Raw genomic sequence first — 15,288 nt, forward strand, 5'->3', positions numbered from 1 at the left:
TGGAGGCCCCGTGCCCTCACGCCTGCTCGCCCTCACCGCCTTGGGCGCCATGGCCGCCCTGGTGGCGTCCCCCGCCCACGCCGCCGAACCCGTGACGGCGATCCTCGAAACCCCGCCCCTCTGGTCCGAGGACGACGCCGACGCCGACGACCCCGCGATCTGGATCGACGCCGAGAACCCCGCCGACAGCCTGGTGATCACCACCGCGAAGGAAGCGGGCCTGTACGTCTACGACCTGCAGGGCGACGAACTCCAGCACGTCGACCCCCGCCCGGCCCCCGGCGAGGACGACGCCCCGGGCCGCTACAACAACGTCGACCTGATCGAGGACTTCAAGCTCGACGGCGAACGCGTCGACCTCGCGGTGGCCTCCGACCGGGGCATGGACAACCTGGGCATCTTCAAGATCGAGAACGGCCGGCTGGTCGACGTCACCGACGAAGACGCGGGCACGATCTTCACCCACTCCCAGGAGGAGATCAACGGGGAGCACACGGCGTACGGTCTGACCACGTTCCAGAACAGGTCCGGCAGTTACGCCCTGGTGAGCCGCAACTCCGAAACCGAAGTGGCCCTTCTGAAGCTCAAGGCCGAAGGCGACGAGGTGACGTGGCAGAAGGTGAGAACCCTTGAACTCCCGGCCTCCTTCGAGCTCCCCAACGGAGAAGAGTGGACCACCTGCGACGACCCGGGCCAGTACGCCCAGGTAGAAGGCATGGTCGTCGACGAGGCGACCGGCACGGCCTATCTCGGTCAAGAACTCGTGGGCATCTGGAAGATCAGTGCCGACCTCAAGGGAGAACCCGAACTGGTCGACACCGCAGTCGAATTCGGCATCCCCGGCATCTACGACCCCGAGACCGACGAGTGCGTCTACGGCCCCGACCCCGGTTACGGCGGCGACGTCCTCCGCACCGACATCGAGGGCCTCACGATCTACTCCACCGGCCGCGGCACCGGCTACCTCCTCGCCTCCTCCCAGGGCGACAACACCTACGCCGTCTACGACCTCAAGCGCGGCAACGACCACCTGGGCAGCTTCAGCATCGATTCAGGCGAGGTCGACTCCACCCAGCACAGCGACGGCGCCGACGTCGTCAACGTCAGCCTCCCCGGCTACCCCGGCGGCCTCCTCGTCGTCCAAGACGGCGACAACACCCCCGAAGGCACCGAAGAGTCCTCCACCAACTTCAAATACCTCGCCTGGCAGGACGTAGCCCAAAACCTCGACCTCCGCACCAACTGCACCCGCCACTAACCCAAAAACGGCCGCCCAGTCCATCGGACTGGGCGGCCGCATTTTCTTCAGCAAGCGATATTGAGGGTCCCAGACCTATAGTCGACTCGTGTCCTCACACGATCCCCTGCCCGCTGCGATCGACCAGCTCTATGCCGCGTTCGCCTCCTTGCGACGGCCGACCGCGATCGACTGGTGCCGCCACTGCCGATCCGAAGACGACATCGCCGATCTCCTCGGCCCCGCCCCGCTGCGTGAAATATCCGCGCAAGCGCTCCGACCGTACGCCGTCCATGTCCTCACCACCATCGGCGATGTCGTCGACTTCCGCTACTTCCTCCCGCGGATCCTTGAGATCGCCTGCACCACCGGGTTCCCCTGGCCGGATCTCGAATTCCTGACCGTCCGCCTCCACCTCGCCTCATGGTCGACCTGGGACGTTGAAGAGACCGCCGCCATCGAAGCGCTCTTCCGCGCCCTCTGGAGCAAGACCATCGCGACATTCCCCGGCGACCCCGACGCCTCCAGCGTCTTGAACGCGATCGGCAACGCCGGGAGCAACCTCTCCCCGTACCTCCGGCAATGGACCACATCGCTGACGCGCCCGCCTGCGGCAGCCGCCCTCCTGGACCTGCTGCAACACTCGCCCCGGTCGCTCGGCGAAGCCGTGCAACGCACCGATTCCACTGCGCACGACCACGAGGCACAGATAGTCCGATGGGCGGTCGGCCCCGAGCTGAGAATCGCCGTCGCCGAGGCGTTCGCAATCGCCGAGGCCGAAGAGCTGCTACAGACCTTGACAGACATCGACGAGATACTCACTTGGTATCCCGTGACATGAGTTGAAACCTGAGACCAGTTTTCAGGGCGGCACCACGGAGGGGCCGCCAGATCCAATTGGATCTGGCGGCCCCTCCGTTCCACGCTTTCTGACTACAGCAGGTGGCGGGGGTGGGTTCGGTCGAGGAGTTCGCAGTGGGACAGGCGCCAGCCATGTTGGGTGGCGGTGAAAGAGAAGGTCATGGCGAGGTGGGTGCGGCCGTTGTCGACCATGGCGACGACCTCGGCGGTGGCGGGGGTCGGCAAGGTGGCTTTGCGGACGCGGACCTGGTTGAAGTGGCCGGGGACGCGGCGGCGGACGCGGGCGAAGGCGGCCCAGCCCTCGTCGGTGGCGAAGAGGCGGGCCTCGGACGCGGGCTTGCGGCCGGTGAGCACGTTCAGGAAGAAGCAGGAGTAGGAGACGGCTTGGCGCGGGTTCGGAGCGATCTCTTTGCGGCAGTTCACGGTTCCTCCAAGTCGACAGGTGGGTGTCGTTGGAAGGAAATCTAAAGGCGACTTTGAGTGAAGTCAACGACACCCAAAGTGATGACAGAGCTTGACCGGCGCGATTTTTGTCGGACCCGTACGACGAGGGTCACTTGTGGACACGCACGTAAACGACAGGCGCCCGTCAGTAAGCGAATCCGCCTGCGGAACCCTACAAAAATCGGAAACTTCGCTTCAGCGTGTCGCGCAAGCACTACCGCGGCACGCGAGCCACGATCAGGTCCCGGATTATCGCGTGGTCCACGCAGTGCTCGAAGTCCAGGTAGAGCGGCGCGTCCAGGACCTCCAGACCCGCGGCCTCCAGCATGTCGGCCATCTCGGACCGCTCGGTCGTGTACGTGTTCCACGACAATCCCATCGCCCCACCGGGCTTCAGCAGCCCGGCCCACACCGGGATCGCGGCCTCCAGCAGCTCCGTGGGCCGCCGCGAGAGCTCCCGCGTGTCACGCACCGCCGCGTGCTGCAACGGGACCGGCTCAAGCATCGTCCCGTGCATCTCGAACAGCGCGAACAGCCCGGACGTGTTCGACAGCAGCCGCAGGTCCCGCCCGCTCAGCGACGCCGACCGGAACACCAGATACGGCACCCCGCCGAGGACGCGCTCCCCGGCCCCCTCGACCGAGCCGTCCAGGGCCCCCAGCCCGAGCACGGCGATCTCGTTGGCCACCATCCGCGGCAACACCGGCCCCTCAGGCAGTTCACGCAGCCCATCAGAGGTCCGGGCCCGGAAATCCCGCCACATTGACCGCCCCGGACCCCAGGGAACTACAGGCGGCACATTCTTGTACCCAAACGGCTGCGCCGCTTCGGTAATGTCCGGACTTGCACCTACCGACCGGCCGACCGGTCGGTTTCATACCGAGGAGGGCTGACATGGGCACGCACATCGAAGTCGATCCCGAGGAGCTCGACGCCCACGCCGCCAACATCCTGACGCTCCACCAACGCTTCGACGCGGTCCTGTCCGCGATCGACACGGTCAGCCAGGACGACCAGGCGTACGGGATCATCTGCCAGTTCCTCCCTCCCATTCTCGAAGGCCGCCAGTCGGAGCAGCGCGAGCTCACCTCCATGGAGCAGGGCAACCTGGAGCGGCTCGCCCAGGCGCTCAAGGACACTGCGTCCAGCTACCGCGACGTGGACGACGCGGCGGCGGCCGACCTCGACCAGATCGAGGGCGAACTGTGACACGCCGAGAGGAAGCGCCATGAGCGATTTAGTAGCGACCGAGAGCGACGTCCCGCCGCAACCGGGCGAGTCGGTCGCGGGGGCCGGCATCGTCGAGTCGTACTCCGACCTCGCCATCGCGATCGACTCCGGATCGTGGGTGGACGCCTCCGTCGCCGGACTCGGCGCGGCCCTCGAAACCGTCGGCGCCGTCATCGACCCGATCGGGACGCTCGCGGCGGCCGGGGTCGGGTGGCTGATCGAGCACGTGGAGCCCCTCCAAGAGGCCCTCGACATGCTCGCGGGCAACCCGGACCTCGTTGAAGCCCACGCGATGACCTGGGACAACGTCGCCGACGAGTGCTTCGCCCTGTCGGAGGCGATGGAGGGGTTCGTCGACAACGACATCGAAGGCTGGGACGGCGACGCCGCCGACGCTTACCGCGACAAGGGAGACGCGAACGCCGACGCCATGGGCTGCATCGGCGGCACGGCCCTCTCCCTCGCCACGGCGACCCGCGGCGCGGGTCAGCTCGTGACGATGGTCCGCGAGTTCGTGCGGGACTTCGTCGCCGAGTGCATCGGCTCCCTCATCGCCTGGGCCGCCGAGGTCGCCTTCACCGTGGGCGTCGGCGCCGCCTGGGTGATCCCCAAGGCGGTCATCAAGATCACCGAATGGGTCGGCAAGATCTTCGGCTGGATCACCGGCCTCATCGACTCCATCTCCGCCCTCCGCGACCTGCTGTTCGGATGAGGGGCGACCGCATGAGCAGACTGATCCTCCGCGCCGCCGCCGTCTACGTCCTGATCGTCCTGACGGGCTTCCACACCCGCAGGCGGAAGAAGCCGCGCACTCACCACGACGGCACCAGCGTGTCCGGCGACCAGCAGAAGTCCCGGGACGTCGTCGAGGGCGCGAACGTCGACCAGGCCGACGCCCCCGCGACCACGCCTCGGCCGCCGAAGAAGACCAAGAAGCCGAAGCCGACGTTCAAGGCCAGCGAGAAGTCCATCAAGCACGCCTGGGACGACCACAAGAAGGGCAGCCAGTACGACAAGGACGGCAAGAACGAGAACCTCTGGCACGACGACAAGATGACCGAGCAGCGGCTCCGCGACATGATCGCCACGGTCCAGAACCCCGGGCCCGGGCAGGTGCAGGTGAACCCGCGCAACCCCACCGACCCGCGCGGCGGCAACTACCATGACTACAACACGCACGACTCCGAGAACCCGACGGGGCGCAACGGGCAGACCGGCATCCGCGTGGTGGTCGACGGCGACGGCAACATGCTGACCGCGTTCCCCTGGCCGCACAACGACGGCACATGATGGAGGACTCCGAATGACCACTGAGGACACCGCGATCCGGTATGACGTCCGCCGCGAGGACGAGTCCTGGGACCCTTCCTGGACCCCGTCCCTCACCCTCGGCGAGGATGGCGAGACCACCTCCTGGGAGGACCTGCCGGAATCGGAGTTCCTGGCGTTCCGCTTCCGCGTGAACGCCGTGCTCACCGTTGCGGGACAGGACTTCTCAACCACCTACATCCCGGTGCTGGACTTCGCCCTCGCCTGGTCTTGGGTGCCCCAGTCCCTCACCGGCGAGCCCCGGGCCGAGACCGCGATGACCGCCGAGGGACTCGTCTACCGCTTCGTCCGGCAGCAGGACCAGGTCCACGTCTCCTCGAACCTCCACCCCGGCACGGCCGCCGTCCCCCTCGGGGCGTTCACCGAGCTGGTCGACGACATGGTCACGAGGGCGTTCGGCCTGCTCTACGGCGCCCACCCGCAGTTGCGGGGCAACCGTTACCTCCTGGACGTGGGCCGCAGGATCGGCCGCGGGTAGGACCGACCTCGAACCCGCCGCCGAACTCGAAACCGAGGGCCCCGAAGGCCGCGTCCCGGTCCGGATCGGGAAACCGCCGTTCACCCCATAGGACGACAAAAAACCCGGCTTCCTCATTTGAGGAAACCGGGTTTTTCTACTTGTAGCGGGAGGCGGATTTGAACCACCGACCTCCAGGTTATGAGCCTGGCGAGCTACCGAGCTGCTCTATCCCGCGTCGGTATGTAAAGAGTACATCATCCCTGAAACCACCTGCCACAGCGGGTTCGGTGAGTGGGGTCACGCCGTGTTCACCTGGGGTTCCGGGCCCGGCCCCCGCGCGGGGGCCGGGCGCAGGCGCTAGAAGCCGAGGCGTTCGAGCATCTTGGGGTCCTTCTGCCAGTCCTTGGCGACGCGGACGTGGAGGTCCAGGTAGACGCGGCCGCCGATGAGCTGGGCGATGCCCTTGCGGGCCTTGGTGCCGACGCGCTTGAGGCGGTCGCCGCCCTTGCCGATGACGATGCCCTTCTGGGAGTCGCGCTCGACGTAGATCTCGGCCCAGATCTTCTTGCGGGGGCCGCCGTCGGAGTCCTCGTCCTCGACGTCCTCGATGACGACGGCGAGGGAGTGCGGCAGCTCGTCGCGGACGCCTTCGAGGGCCGCCTCGCGGATGAGCTCGGCCATCATGACCCGCTCGGGCTCCTCGGAGATCATGCCGTCCGGGTAGAGCTGCGGCGACTCCGGCAGGTGGCCGGAGAGGACGCCCACGAGCTCGTCGAGGTTGTCGCCGGTCTTCGCGGACACCGGGACGATGTCCGCGAACTCCCCGAGGGCCGCCACGTTCGTCAGGTGGCGGACCAGGGCGTCCTTGGAGACGAGGTCGATCTTGGTGACGACCGCGACGACCTTCGCGCCGAGCTTCGCGATCTCGCCGGTGATGAACTTGTCGCCGGGGCCGGGCTTCTCGTTGGCGGGCAGGCACAGGCCGATGACGTCGACCTCGGACCAGGTCTGGCGGACCAGGTCGTTCAGGCGCTCGCCGAGGAGTGTGCGGGGCCGGTGGAGGCCGGGCGTGTCCACGAGGATGAGCTGGGAGTCCGGGCGGTGCAGGATCGCGCGCACGACGTGCCGCGTGGTCTGCGGCCGGTTCGAGGTGATCGCGATCTTCTGGCCCATGATCGCGTTCGTGAGCGTGGACTTCCCGGCGTTCGGGCGGCCCACGAAGCAGGCGAACCCTGCACGGAACTCGTTGCTAGGCAAGACGGTTCACCTCTTTCCTGATGACCGAGTACCCGGCCACGTCGCTGCTGATCTCTTTCGCGGCCTTGAGGCCGTCCTCGTCCGACTCCGCGCCGAAGACCACGGCCGCCTCCAGCGACTCGGCCCCCGCCGCGAACGCCTGCGCGACCGCCGCCTGGAGCGCGGTCAGGCGCAGGGACGGCAGGTCGACCGCCGCCGAGGCGTAGGTGCGGCCGATGCCGTCGCGCACGGCCGCGCCGGTGGTCTGCGAGACGCGCCCCGCGGCCCCGCGGGCCAGCGTGACGAGTTTCGCGTCCTCGGCGTCGAGGTCGTCGACGTGCAGGTCAGACATTGAGTTCGTGCCTTTCGTCAGTGGAGGTCGAGGGCGCCGCGTCGTCGGCTTCGGGCAGCCGCGCGACGCGCACCGTCTCGATGCGGTTGCGCCGGCCCACGGTCCCCTCGGCGGTGAGCTCCAGGCCCGCGAGGCGAGCCCGGTCGCCCGCGAGCGGGACCTTCCCCAGCTCGGCGGCCAGGAGGCCCGCGACGGTGTCCACGTCGACCTCGGGCAGGTCGACGTCGAAGAGCTCGGCGAGGTCCTCGGGCGAGAACCTGGCCGTGACGCGCGCGGTGCGGTCGTCGAGCCAGGCCACGGGCGGGAGCTCCTGGTCGTACTCGTCGGTGATCTCGCCGACGATCTCCTCCAGGATGTCCTCGATGGTGACGAGCCCGGCGGTCCCGCCGTACTCGTCCACGACGCCCGCGATGTGGATGCGGGCGGTCTGCATCTCGCGCAGCAGGTCGTCCACGGGCTTGGAGTCCGGGACGATCGAGACGGCGCGCATGACCTCGCCCACGGGCGGGTTCGCGCCGTCGTCCAGGCGCACCAGGTCCTTGAGGTAGACGACGCCGCGCAGGTCGTCGAGGTCCTCCCCCACGACCGGGATGCGCGAGTAGCCGGAGCGGAGCGCGACCTGCTTGGCCTCGTCCGCGGGCGTCTCGGCGCTCACCCACACCATCGCGGTGCGCGGCACCATGACCTCGCGGACCACGGTGTCGCCCAAGGCGAACACGGACGCGATCATGTCGCGCTCGTCGTGGTCGACCGTGCCCTGCGCCTCCGCGGCGTCGACCATTTCGCGGATCTCGATCTCCGAGGTCGCGAACGGCCCCTCGCGGAAGCCCTTGCCGGGCGTGAGCGCGTTGCCGAGGAGGATGAGGACCTTCGCGAGCGGCCCGAGCGCGGTGCCGAGCATCGACACCGGGCCCGCGACCGCGAGCGCGACCGGGTAGGCGTGCTGGCGCCCGAGCGTGCGCGGGTTCACGCCGATGACGACGAAGGACACGACGGTCATGACGGCGGCGGAGATGCCGACCGCCGTCCACGAGTCGTGCCAGGTGTCGAACGCGATGACCGCGACGATCGCGATGGCCGCCGCCTCGCATGCGAGGCGCAGCAGGATCAGCAGGTTGAGGTACTTGGGGAGGTCCTCGGTGATCTTCACGAGCGACTCGGCGCCGCGGCGGCGCTCCCCGGCGAGTTCGGCCGCGCGGGCCGGGGAGACCGCGGTGAGGGCAGAGTCGACCATGGCGGCGGCCCCGGCGACGACGATGAGCGCGACGGCGGCTGCCAGCAGGGTGTACGGCATCGGGGCCTAACTCTCCGCCGAGGCCGTGCGTTTGGCGCGCCAGGAGTCGAGCAGCCGGTTCTGGAGGCCGAACATCTCCTTGGCCTGCTCCGGTTCGGCGTGGTCGTAGCCGAGGATGTGGAGCACGCCGTGGACGGAGAGCATGTGCATCTCGTCGGCGGTGGAGTGCCCGGCGTCCTTGGCCTGCGCTTCGGCGACCTCGGGCGAGAGCACGAGGTCGCCGAGGATCGGCGTGCCCGGCTCCGAGGAGTCGGGGCGGGCGGGCATCGCGTCGTCCATCGGGAACGACAGGACGTCGGTGGGCCCGGTGCCGCCCATCCAGCGCTTGTTCAGCTCCGTCATGTGCTCGATGTCGACGATGAGGACCGAGAGCTCGGCGAGCGGGTTGACGCCCATCTCCAGGAGCGCGAACTCGGCGACGGCGCGGATGCCCGACTCGTCGACTTCGCGCCCGGACTCATTGATGATCTCGATGCCCACGGTTCCCTCGTTGCCCTTTCCCGGCGGGCGCGCGATGGCTGTCCTTCGCGGCGTCCCACTTCTCGTAGGCGTTCACGATATCGCTGACGAGCTGGTGACGGACGACGTCTTCCGCCCGGAGCGTGGCGAAGTGCACGTCCTCGACGCCTTCGAGGATGTCGCGGACCACGCGCAGCCCGGACGTCGTGTTGTTCGGCAGGTCGACCTGGGTGATGTCGCCGGTGACGACGATCTTGGAGCCGAAGCCGAGGCGGGTGAGGAACATCTTCATCTGCTCGGGCGTGGTGTTCTGCGCCTCGTCGAGGATGATGAACGCGTCGTTGAGCGTGCGCCCGCGCATGAACGCGAGCGGCGCGACCTCGATCGTGCCGGACTCCATGAGCTTCGGGATCGAGCCCGGGTCGATCATGTCGTGCAGCGCGTCGTACAGCGGGCGCAGGTACGGGTCGATCTTCTCGAAGAGCGTCCCGGGCAGGAACCCGAGCCGCTCGCCGGCCTCGACCGCGGGGCGGGTGAGGATGATCCGGCTGATCTCCTTCGCCTGGAGCGCCGCCACGGCCTTCGCCATCGCGAGGTAGGTCTTGCCGGTGCCCGCGGGGCCGATGCCGAACACGATCGTGTTCTTGTCGATCGCCTCGACGTAGTGCTTCTGCCCGATGGTCTTGGGCCGGATCGCCTTGCCGCGCTTGGAGACGATGTTCTGCGTGAGCACGTCCACCGGGCGCTCGCCCGGCGCGGACTTCAGCATGTTCTCGGTGCGCCGGATGATGTCGGGATCGACGTTCTCGCCGTTCTCGATCAAGGCGAGCAGCTCCTTCACGAGTCGTTCGGCGGCCCGCGGCGCGCCGTTGATGCCGGTGAGGGTGATGGTGTCCCCGCGCACGTGCAGGTCGACGCCGGGGAAGCGGCGTTCGATGTAGCGCAGGTTCTCGTCGGCGCGACCCAGCAGGGCCATGAGCGCGCTCTGGTCGCCGACGGTGATCGTGGACGTGATCGTCGAAGAGTTGTTGCCGTTGTCAGAGCGGTCGGTCATAGGCTTCGCCGCGAGGGCTGTTCGCCACCTGCTTCCTCAAAAGAGACTTCGAGCGGCCCCTCGGGAGCCGCGCTTTCCATGCCCCAATGGTAGTTCCTGCCTGCGACAAGGGACAGCGGGTAAACGGGCCGCCGGTGTGATTTCATGCCGCGAGCAGCGGCTCGAACGATTTGCCGCCGAGCACGTGGAAGTGCACGTGGAAGATCGTCTGCCCGGCTTCGGCCCCGGTGTTCCCGAGGAGGTTCCACCCGGTTTCGGCGATGCCCTCCGACTCCGCGATCGCCGCGGTGGCCGCGAGGACCTCCCCGGCGAGCCCGGGGTCCGCGGCCGTGAGCTCGGCGATGTTCGCGTAGTGGGCCTTCGGGATGACCAGTACATGCGTGGGGGCTTTGGGGTGCAGGTCGCGGAACGCGAGGACCCGCTCGGTCTCCAGGACCTTGGTCGAGGGGATGTCCCCGGCGACGATCTTGCAGAAGATGCAGTCGGTGTCGGTCATCCGAGGATCTTATTACCAGCGGCCGAGGCGGGCCTGGAGCACCGCTAGGGCGGCGGGGCCCGCGGTGGAGGTGCGGAGGACGGTGTCGCCGAGGCGGACCGGGTCACCGAATTCAGAGAGGGCGGCGAGTTCGTCGGGAGTGATGGAGCCTTCGGGGCCGATGACGAGGGCGATCTCGCCGGTCGAGACGAGGTCGACTTTCGAGAGTGGCAGGGTCGCCTCCTCGTGGAGGACGAGGACCTGCGCGGCCGTGCGCAGGCGCTGCACGAGCTGCTTGGTGGTGTGCAGCTCGGCGACGTGCGCGAGGTGGGCGCGGCGGGCCTGCTTGGAGGCTTCGCGGGCCGTGGCGTCCCATTTGGCGCGGGCCTTGTCGCCGCGGGGGCCCTTCCACTGGACGATGGACCGCGATGCGGCCCATGGGATCACTTCGTCGACGCCGATCTCGGTGAGCATCTGCACGGCGCGCTCGCCGCGGTCGCCCTTGGGGAGGGCCTGGACGACGGTGAGCTTCGGGTCGGGGTCGGGGAGCGTGCGGTTGTCGAGGACGTCCAGGCGCAGGAGTCCGCGCTCGGCGTGGGCGACGCGCGCGGAGGCGACGCCGCCGGAGCCGTCGGCGAGGAGGAGGGTCTCGCCGGGCTGGAGGCGCTGCACGTCGGCGGCGTGGTGCCCTTCGGGGCCGTCGAGGACGTATTCGCCGGTGGCCGGGAGGGCGTCGACGAGGAAGACCGGATCGCTCACCGCACCAGCCTAACCCGAGGTCAGCGGGTGAAGTCGACGGCGCGTTCCCAGCGGAGGCGGCCGGTGATCTTCCGGTAGAGGGCCCGGTCGCCGATGCGGCCGAAGGAGTGGTCGAAGCGGCGGCGCGGGAGGTGGACCGGGACGAGGTCGACCCAGCCGTCCTTGTCGGCGGGCGGGTCCCAGCGGTTCGCGGGGGCGGCGACGCGCCATTCGGCCTCGCGCGGCTCCTGGGTGGTGCATTTGAGGACCCAGTAGCCGGAGCCGGAGTAGCCGATGACGAGGACGGGGCGCTCCTTGGAGCGGCGCGGCTCGTCCTCGAAGGGGACGTCGGCGAGCCAGCGCTCGCCGGTCTGCGGGCCGCCGGAGGGCGGGGCCGCGTCGAGCCGGGGGCCGCCCGCGGGGGCGGCGCGGCGGCGCAGGGCCACGACGAGGGCGACGAGGCCCGCGACGACGAGGAGGGCGATGAACGACAGGGTCGCGGGGTCGAGGCTGATCACGGGGCCGGAGTGTAGCGGAGCCCCGCTCCCCGCAAAGAAAGGCGGGGGCGGGGCTCGTCGGACTGGGGCCTACGCGTGGCCGTTGAAAGCATCGCGCATGCGGCTAAAAAAACCGGATCCGCCTTTGACTTCCTTGATCTCCTCGTCGCGGAGGCTCGCGAGCTTGCGGAGGAGCTCCTCCTGCTCTGCGTCGAGCTTGCCGGGGGTGCGGACGTCGAGTTCGACGTAGAGGTCGCCGCGGGCGCCGCCGCCGCGGAGCTTGGGGACGCCGTGGCCGCGGACCTTCTTGATGGTGCCGGGCTGGGTGCCGGAGGCGACCTCGACCTCGACGCGGTCGTCGAGGGTGTGGATGTTGAGCTTGGTGCCGAGCGCGGCCTGCGTCATGGGGACGCGGACGCGGCAGCGCAGGTCGGAGCCCTCGCGGGTGAAGACCTCGTGGGGCTTCTCGTGGACCTCGACGTACAGGTCGCCGGCGGGTCCGCCGCCGGGGCCGACCTCGCCTTCGCCGGAGAGGCGGATGCGCATGCCGTCCTCGACGCCCGCGGGGACCTTGACGGTGATGCGGCGGCGCGAGCGCACGCGGCCTTCGCCGCCGCACTTGCGGCACGGGTCGGTGATGATCGTGCCGTAGCCGGAGCAGGCCGAGCAGGGGCGGGCGGTGCGGACCTGGCCGAGGATCGTGCGCTGCACGACCTGGACCTCGCCGGAGCCGCCGCAGGTGGTGCAGGTCTGCGGTTCGCTGGTGCCCTCGGTGCAGGAGCCGTCGCAGGAGTCGCAGAGGATCGCCGTGTCGACGGTGAGCGTGGACTCGGTGCCGAACGCGACCTCTTCGAGGTCGAGGTCGAGGCGGAGGAGGGCGTCGTTGCCGGGCCGGGTGCGCGAGCGCGGGCCGCGGCGGCCGAAGCCGCCCATGGAGCCGCCGAAGAAGGCGTCCATGATGTCCTCGAAGCCCATGAACGGGGCCCCGGAGCCTCCGGCGGCGCCGCGCGCGTACGGGTCGCCGCCCGCGTCGACGACCGCCCGCTTCTGGGGGTCCATGAGGACCTCGAAGGCGGCGTTGATCTCCTGGAGGCGCTCCTGCGCGTCGGGTTCGTCGCTGACGTCGGGGTGGTACTTGCGCGCCAGCTTCCGGTACGCCTTCTTCAGTTCGTCCTCGGTGGCGTTGCGTTCGACGCCGAGAATGCCGTAGTAGTCCTTAGCCACGTGCGCTCTGTCCTGTCAGCGGTTCTGTTCCAAAATCTCGGAGACGTACCGGGCGACGGCGCGGACGGCCGCGATCGTGCCCGGGTAGTCCATGCGCGTCGGCCCGAGCACGCCCATGTGCCCGACGACGGAGCCGGGGCCGTACCCGGCGGTGACGACGGTGGCCTCCCGGAAGTCGGCGACCTCGTTCTCGTCGCCGATGCGGACCGTCAGCAGCGCGTTGGAGTCGGCGCGGCCGAGCAGCTGCATGAGCACGACCTCCTCCTCCAGCGCTTCGAGGATCGGCCGCAGCGACCCGGCGAAGAAGTTCCCGTTGCGGGTGAGGTTCGCGGCGCCCGCGACGGCGACGCGCTCCTCGGTGCGGGCGACGACGGAGTCGAGGAGGACGCGGGCCAGCGCGGAGGCGGTGGCGCGCAGTTCGGGGCGGGCGAGGCCGGCGAGTCCGGCGATGATGCGGGGGGCGTCGGCGAGGGCCTTGCCCTGGAGCTGCTCGTTGACGAGGCGGCGGAGGTCGAGGACGTCGTCCTCGGTGAGCTCGGAGGGGACCTCGACGTAGCGCTGCTCGACGCGTCCGGTGTCGGTGATCATGACGAGCATGAGCCGGGTGGGGGTGAGGGACACGAGTTCGAGGTGGCGCACGGAGGAGCGGTTGAGGCTCGGGTACTGGACGACCGCGACCTGGTGGGTGAGCTGGGCGAGGAGGCGCACGGTGCGGGTGACGACGTCGTCGAGGTCGATGGCCTCGGCGAGGAAGCGGTGGACGGCGCGGCGCTCGGCGGCGGAGAGGGGCTTGATCTTGCCGAGGCGGTCGACGAAGAGGCGGTAGCCCTTGGCGGTGGGGATGCGGCCCGCGGAGGTGTGGGGCTGCTGGATGTACCCGGCCTCTTCGAGGTAGGCCATGTCGTTGCGGACGGTGGCGGCGGAGACGCCGAGGGCGTGGCGCTGGGAGACGGCCTTGGAGCCGACGGGCTCCTGGGTGGCGACGTAGTCCTCGACGATGGCGCGCAGCACTTCGAGCTTGCGGTCGTCCATCGCCACGTCCCCTCGGTCTCGGTGCCTCTTCGGTCCGGCAGGCGGAGCCGAAGCTCAGTCTGCCGGACTCAAGTTTGGCACTCCCTGTCCAGGAGTGCCAGTGTACGTGTGGGGTCAGACGCCCGGGATGATGAGCGCGCCGTCGTCGGCGACGGTCACGCCGCTGTCGCCGAAGTCGGCGGCGAGCTCGTTGAGGTCGTCGAAGGCGCCGTTGTCCTCGTCCATGGTCGGGTAGCCGTCGCCGTTCATGCGGCTGGCCTGGGCCTTGGCGGCGACGATGGTGCCGTCCTCGCGGATGGTGACCGAGAGGATCGCGGAGCGGCCGAGGGCGCCGTCCATGCTGAAGAGGTTCTGGCCGCCGCCGAAGTTCCCGAGGGAGTAGGCGATGAGCTTGCCGTTGTAGACCTCCATGCCGCGGAGCACGTGGGGGCCGTGGCCGAAGACGAGGTCGGCGCCGGAGTCGACGCAGGTGTGGGCGAAGGCGCGGGTGTCGCCGCGGTCCTCGCCGAGGTAGTTCTCGACGCCTTCGGGGACGTGGCGGTAGTCGGTGCCCTCGGCGCCGAGGTGGGCGGTGGCGATGACGATGTCGGCCTGCTCCTTGGCGGCGGAGACGAGGGCGGCGACGGCGTCGAGGTCGCGGTTGTCGGTGTAGAAGGTGTAGGGCGCGAAGCCGACGAGGCCGACGGTGAGGCCGGACTCGGTCTCGACGAGGGCGACCTCGTCCTTGATGCCGCAGATCTCCATGCCGGCGGCGCGGACGGCGTCCTGGGTCTCGGTGGCGCCGTCGGGTCCGGCGTCCCAGCCGTGGTTATTGGCCTGGTTGAGGACGTGGAAGCCGGCGTCGGCGAAGACCTGGGCGTACTCGGCGGGGAGGCGGAAGTAGGTGCACTGGCCGCCGCCGCACTTGTCGAACTCCAGGGTGGAGAGGGCGCCTTCGAGGTTGGCGACGATGACGTCCCCGGCGAGGTTGTCGCGCACGCCGTCGAAGAAGCTGGCGCCCTCGTCGGAGGCCATCTGGTTGGGGTAGGAGCCGGGCATGGTGTCGCCGACGTGGGTGATGGTGATCTCGCGGGGCGGTTCGGGCGAGGGGGACTCGGAGGGGGTCTCCTCGGCGGCGCCGGCGCCGCCGTCGTCCGCCGGGAGCGGCTCCTCCTCGGAGCACGCGGCGAGCGCGAGTCCGGCGAAGGAGGCGGCGAGGACGCCGCGGCGGGTGGCGGCGGGGGATGGCGTGTGCATGGGTGCTCGGGCTCCGGTGTCGAGGATTCAGGGGTCGGGGCCTGGGGGTTCCGTCCGGTGTTCGGGGACGGGACCGGGTGCCGGGGGTCGGCGCGGCCCGCGCCGGCGTCGTCGGCTGGGGACCGGCGCG

General features: G+C 69.5%; 19 protein-coding genes and 1 tRNA gene. 6 read left to right on the forward strand and 14 right to left on the reverse strand.

What is annotated here, in order from left to right; all coding sequences use genetic code 11:
* The first annotated feature begins 10 nt into the window (after nucleotides 1-10).
* A complete protein-coding gene (locus tag AB0A65_RS08900) occupies nucleotides 11-1,258 on the forward strand; it encodes a phytase (protein ID WP_359948566.1) in 1,248 nt (415 codons plus the stop codon).
* An 88-nt stretch (nucleotides 1,259-1,346) separates the two neighbouring features.
* On the forward strand, nucleotides 1,347-2,078 hold the full coding sequence (locus AB0A65_RS08905; RefSeq protein ID WP_359948569.1) for a hypothetical protein: 732 nt from the start codon (nucleotides 1,347-1,349) through the stop codon (nucleotides 2,076-2,078).
* A gap of 92 nt (nucleotides 2,079-2,170) precedes the next feature.
* On the opposite strand, the gene AB0A65_RS08910 is transcribed toward AB0A65_RS08905, so the two are convergent.
* Together AB0A65_RS08910 and AB0A65_RS08915 are read right to left on the reverse strand one after the other, a co-directional pair.
* Nucleotides 2,171-2,521, reverse strand: a complete 351-nt coding sequence (locus tag AB0A65_RS08910) for an Rv3235 family protein (RefSeq protein WP_359948572.1) — start codon at nucleotides 2,519-2,521, stop codon at nucleotides 2,171-2,173.
* Between the two features lie 235 nt (nucleotides 2,522-2,756).
* On the reverse strand, nucleotides 2,757-3,242 hold the full coding sequence (locus tag AB0A65_RS08915; protein ID WP_359948575.1) for a hypothetical protein: 486 nt from the start codon (nucleotides 3,240-3,242) through the stop codon (nucleotides 2,757-2,759).
* A 194-nt stretch (nucleotides 3,243-3,436) separates the two neighbouring features.
* Between AB0A65_RS08915 and AB0A65_RS08920 the strand changes: the two genes are divergently transcribed.
* From AB0A65_RS08920 to AB0A65_RS08935, 4 genes are read left to right on the forward strand one after another with little or no spacing between them, the layout of a single operon-like run.
* Nucleotides 3,437-3,751 carry a type VII secretion target gene (locus AB0A65_RS08920; RefSeq protein WP_359948578.1) on the forward strand — a complete coding sequence of 105 codons (315 nt, stop codon included), beginning with the start codon at nucleotides 3,437-3,439 and terminating at the stop codon, nucleotides 3,749-3,751.
* 19 nt (nucleotides 3,752-3,770) lie between these two features.
* Nucleotides 3,771-4,484, forward strand: a complete 714-nt coding sequence (locus AB0A65_RS08925) for a hypothetical protein (RefSeq protein ID WP_359948581.1) — start codon at nucleotides 3,771-3,773, stop codon at nucleotides 4,482-4,484.
* An 11-nt stretch (nucleotides 4,485-4,495) separates the two neighbouring features.
* The gene (locus tag AB0A65_RS08930; protein WP_359948583.1) at nucleotides 4,496-5,062 is read left to right on the forward strand and encodes a hypothetical protein; all 567 of its coding nucleotides are present in this window, start codon (nucleotides 4,496-4,498) and stop codon (nucleotides 5,060-5,062) included.
* Between the two features lie 13 nt (nucleotides 5,063-5,075).
* Complete coding sequence (locus AB0A65_RS08935) at nucleotides 5,076-5,579, forward strand: hypothetical protein (protein WP_359948586.1); 504 nt, start codon at nucleotides 5,076-5,078, stop codon at nucleotides 5,577-5,579.
* Nucleotides 5,580-5,722: 143 nt separating this feature from the next.
* Here AB0A65_RS08935 and AB0A65_RS08940 read toward each other — a convergent pair.
* From AB0A65_RS08940 to AB0A65_RS08995, 12 genes are all read right to left on the reverse strand, one after another.
* Nucleotides 5,723-5,796 (reverse strand) — tRNA-Met (locus AB0A65_RS08940).
* A 122-nt stretch (nucleotides 5,797-5,918) separates the two neighbouring features.
* Nucleotides 5,919-6,818, reverse strand: coding sequence for a GTPase Era (gene era, locus AB0A65_RS08945; protein WP_091053491.1), 900 nt, complete (start codon nucleotides 6,816-6,818; stop codon nucleotides 5,919-5,921).
* Complete coding sequence (locus AB0A65_RS08950) at nucleotides 6,811-7,149, reverse strand: cytidine deaminase (RefSeq protein ID WP_359948589.1); 339 nt, start codon at nucleotides 7,147-7,149, stop codon at nucleotides 6,811-6,813. Before AB0A65_RS08950 ends, era begins: the two co-directional genes overlap by 8 nt.
* The gene (locus tag AB0A65_RS08955) at nucleotides 7,142-8,443 is read right to left on the reverse strand and encodes a hemolysin family protein (RefSeq protein ID WP_359948591.1); all 1,302 of its coding nucleotides are present in this window, start codon (nucleotides 8,441-8,443) and stop codon (nucleotides 7,142-7,144) included. The genes AB0A65_RS08950 and AB0A65_RS08955 overlap by 8 nt, the downstream gene beginning before the upstream one ends.
* A 6-nt stretch (nucleotides 8,444-8,449) precedes the next feature.
* A complete protein-coding gene (gene ybeY, locus AB0A65_RS08960) occupies nucleotides 8,450-8,923 on the reverse strand; it encodes an rRNA maturation RNase YbeY (protein ID WP_359948594.1) in 474 nt (157 codons plus the stop codon).
* The gene (locus tag AB0A65_RS08965) at nucleotides 8,901-9,956 is read right to left on the reverse strand and encodes a PhoH family protein (RefSeq protein WP_359948597.1); all 1,056 of its coding nucleotides are present in this window, start codon (nucleotides 9,954-9,956) and stop codon (nucleotides 8,901-8,903) included. Before AB0A65_RS08965 ends, ybeY begins: the two co-directional genes overlap by 23 nt.
* A 142-nt stretch (nucleotides 9,957-10,098) precedes the next feature.
* Nucleotides 10,099-10,452: a histidine triad nucleotide-binding protein gene (locus AB0A65_RS08970; RefSeq protein WP_359948600.1), complete on the reverse strand. Its 354-nt coding sequence runs from the start codon at nucleotides 10,450-10,452 to the stop codon at nucleotides 10,099-10,101.
* A 12-nt stretch (nucleotides 10,453-10,464) separates the two neighbouring features.
* Complete coding sequence (locus AB0A65_RS08975) at nucleotides 10,465-11,190, reverse strand: 16S rRNA (uracil(1498)-N(3))-methyltransferase (protein WP_359948603.1); 726 nt, start codon at nucleotides 11,188-11,190, stop codon at nucleotides 10,465-10,467.
* Between the two features lie 20 nt (nucleotides 11,191-11,210).
* Entirely contained in the window at nucleotides 11,211-11,687 is a 477-nt protein-coding gene (locus AB0A65_RS08980; protein ID WP_359948605.1) for a hypothetical protein, read from the reverse strand.
* A 69-nt stretch (nucleotides 11,688-11,756) separates the two neighbouring features.
* A complete protein-coding gene (gene dnaJ / locus AB0A65_RS08985) occupies nucleotides 11,757-12,890 on the reverse strand; it encodes a molecular chaperone DnaJ (protein WP_359948608.1) in 1,134 nt (377 codons plus the stop codon).
* A gap of 15 nt (nucleotides 12,891-12,905) precedes the next feature.
* Nucleotides 12,906-13,922: a heat-inducible transcriptional repressor HrcA gene (gene hrcA / locus AB0A65_RS08990; protein WP_359948611.1), complete on the reverse strand. Its 1,017-nt coding sequence runs from the start codon at nucleotides 13,920-13,922 to the stop codon at nucleotides 12,906-12,908.
* A 114-nt stretch (nucleotides 13,923-14,036) separates the two neighbouring features.
* Nucleotides 14,037-15,158, reverse strand: a complete 1,122-nt coding sequence (locus tag AB0A65_RS08995; RefSeq protein WP_359948614.1) for a CapA family protein — start codon at nucleotides 15,156-15,158, stop codon at nucleotides 14,037-14,039.
* Nucleotides 15,159-15,288 lie beyond the last annotated feature (130 nt).

Origin of the sequence: Glycomyces sp. NPDC047010, assembly GCF_040644205.1 — a bacterium.
Lineage (GTDB): Bacteria > Actinomycetota > Actinomycetes > Mycobacteriales > Micromonosporaceae > Glycomyces.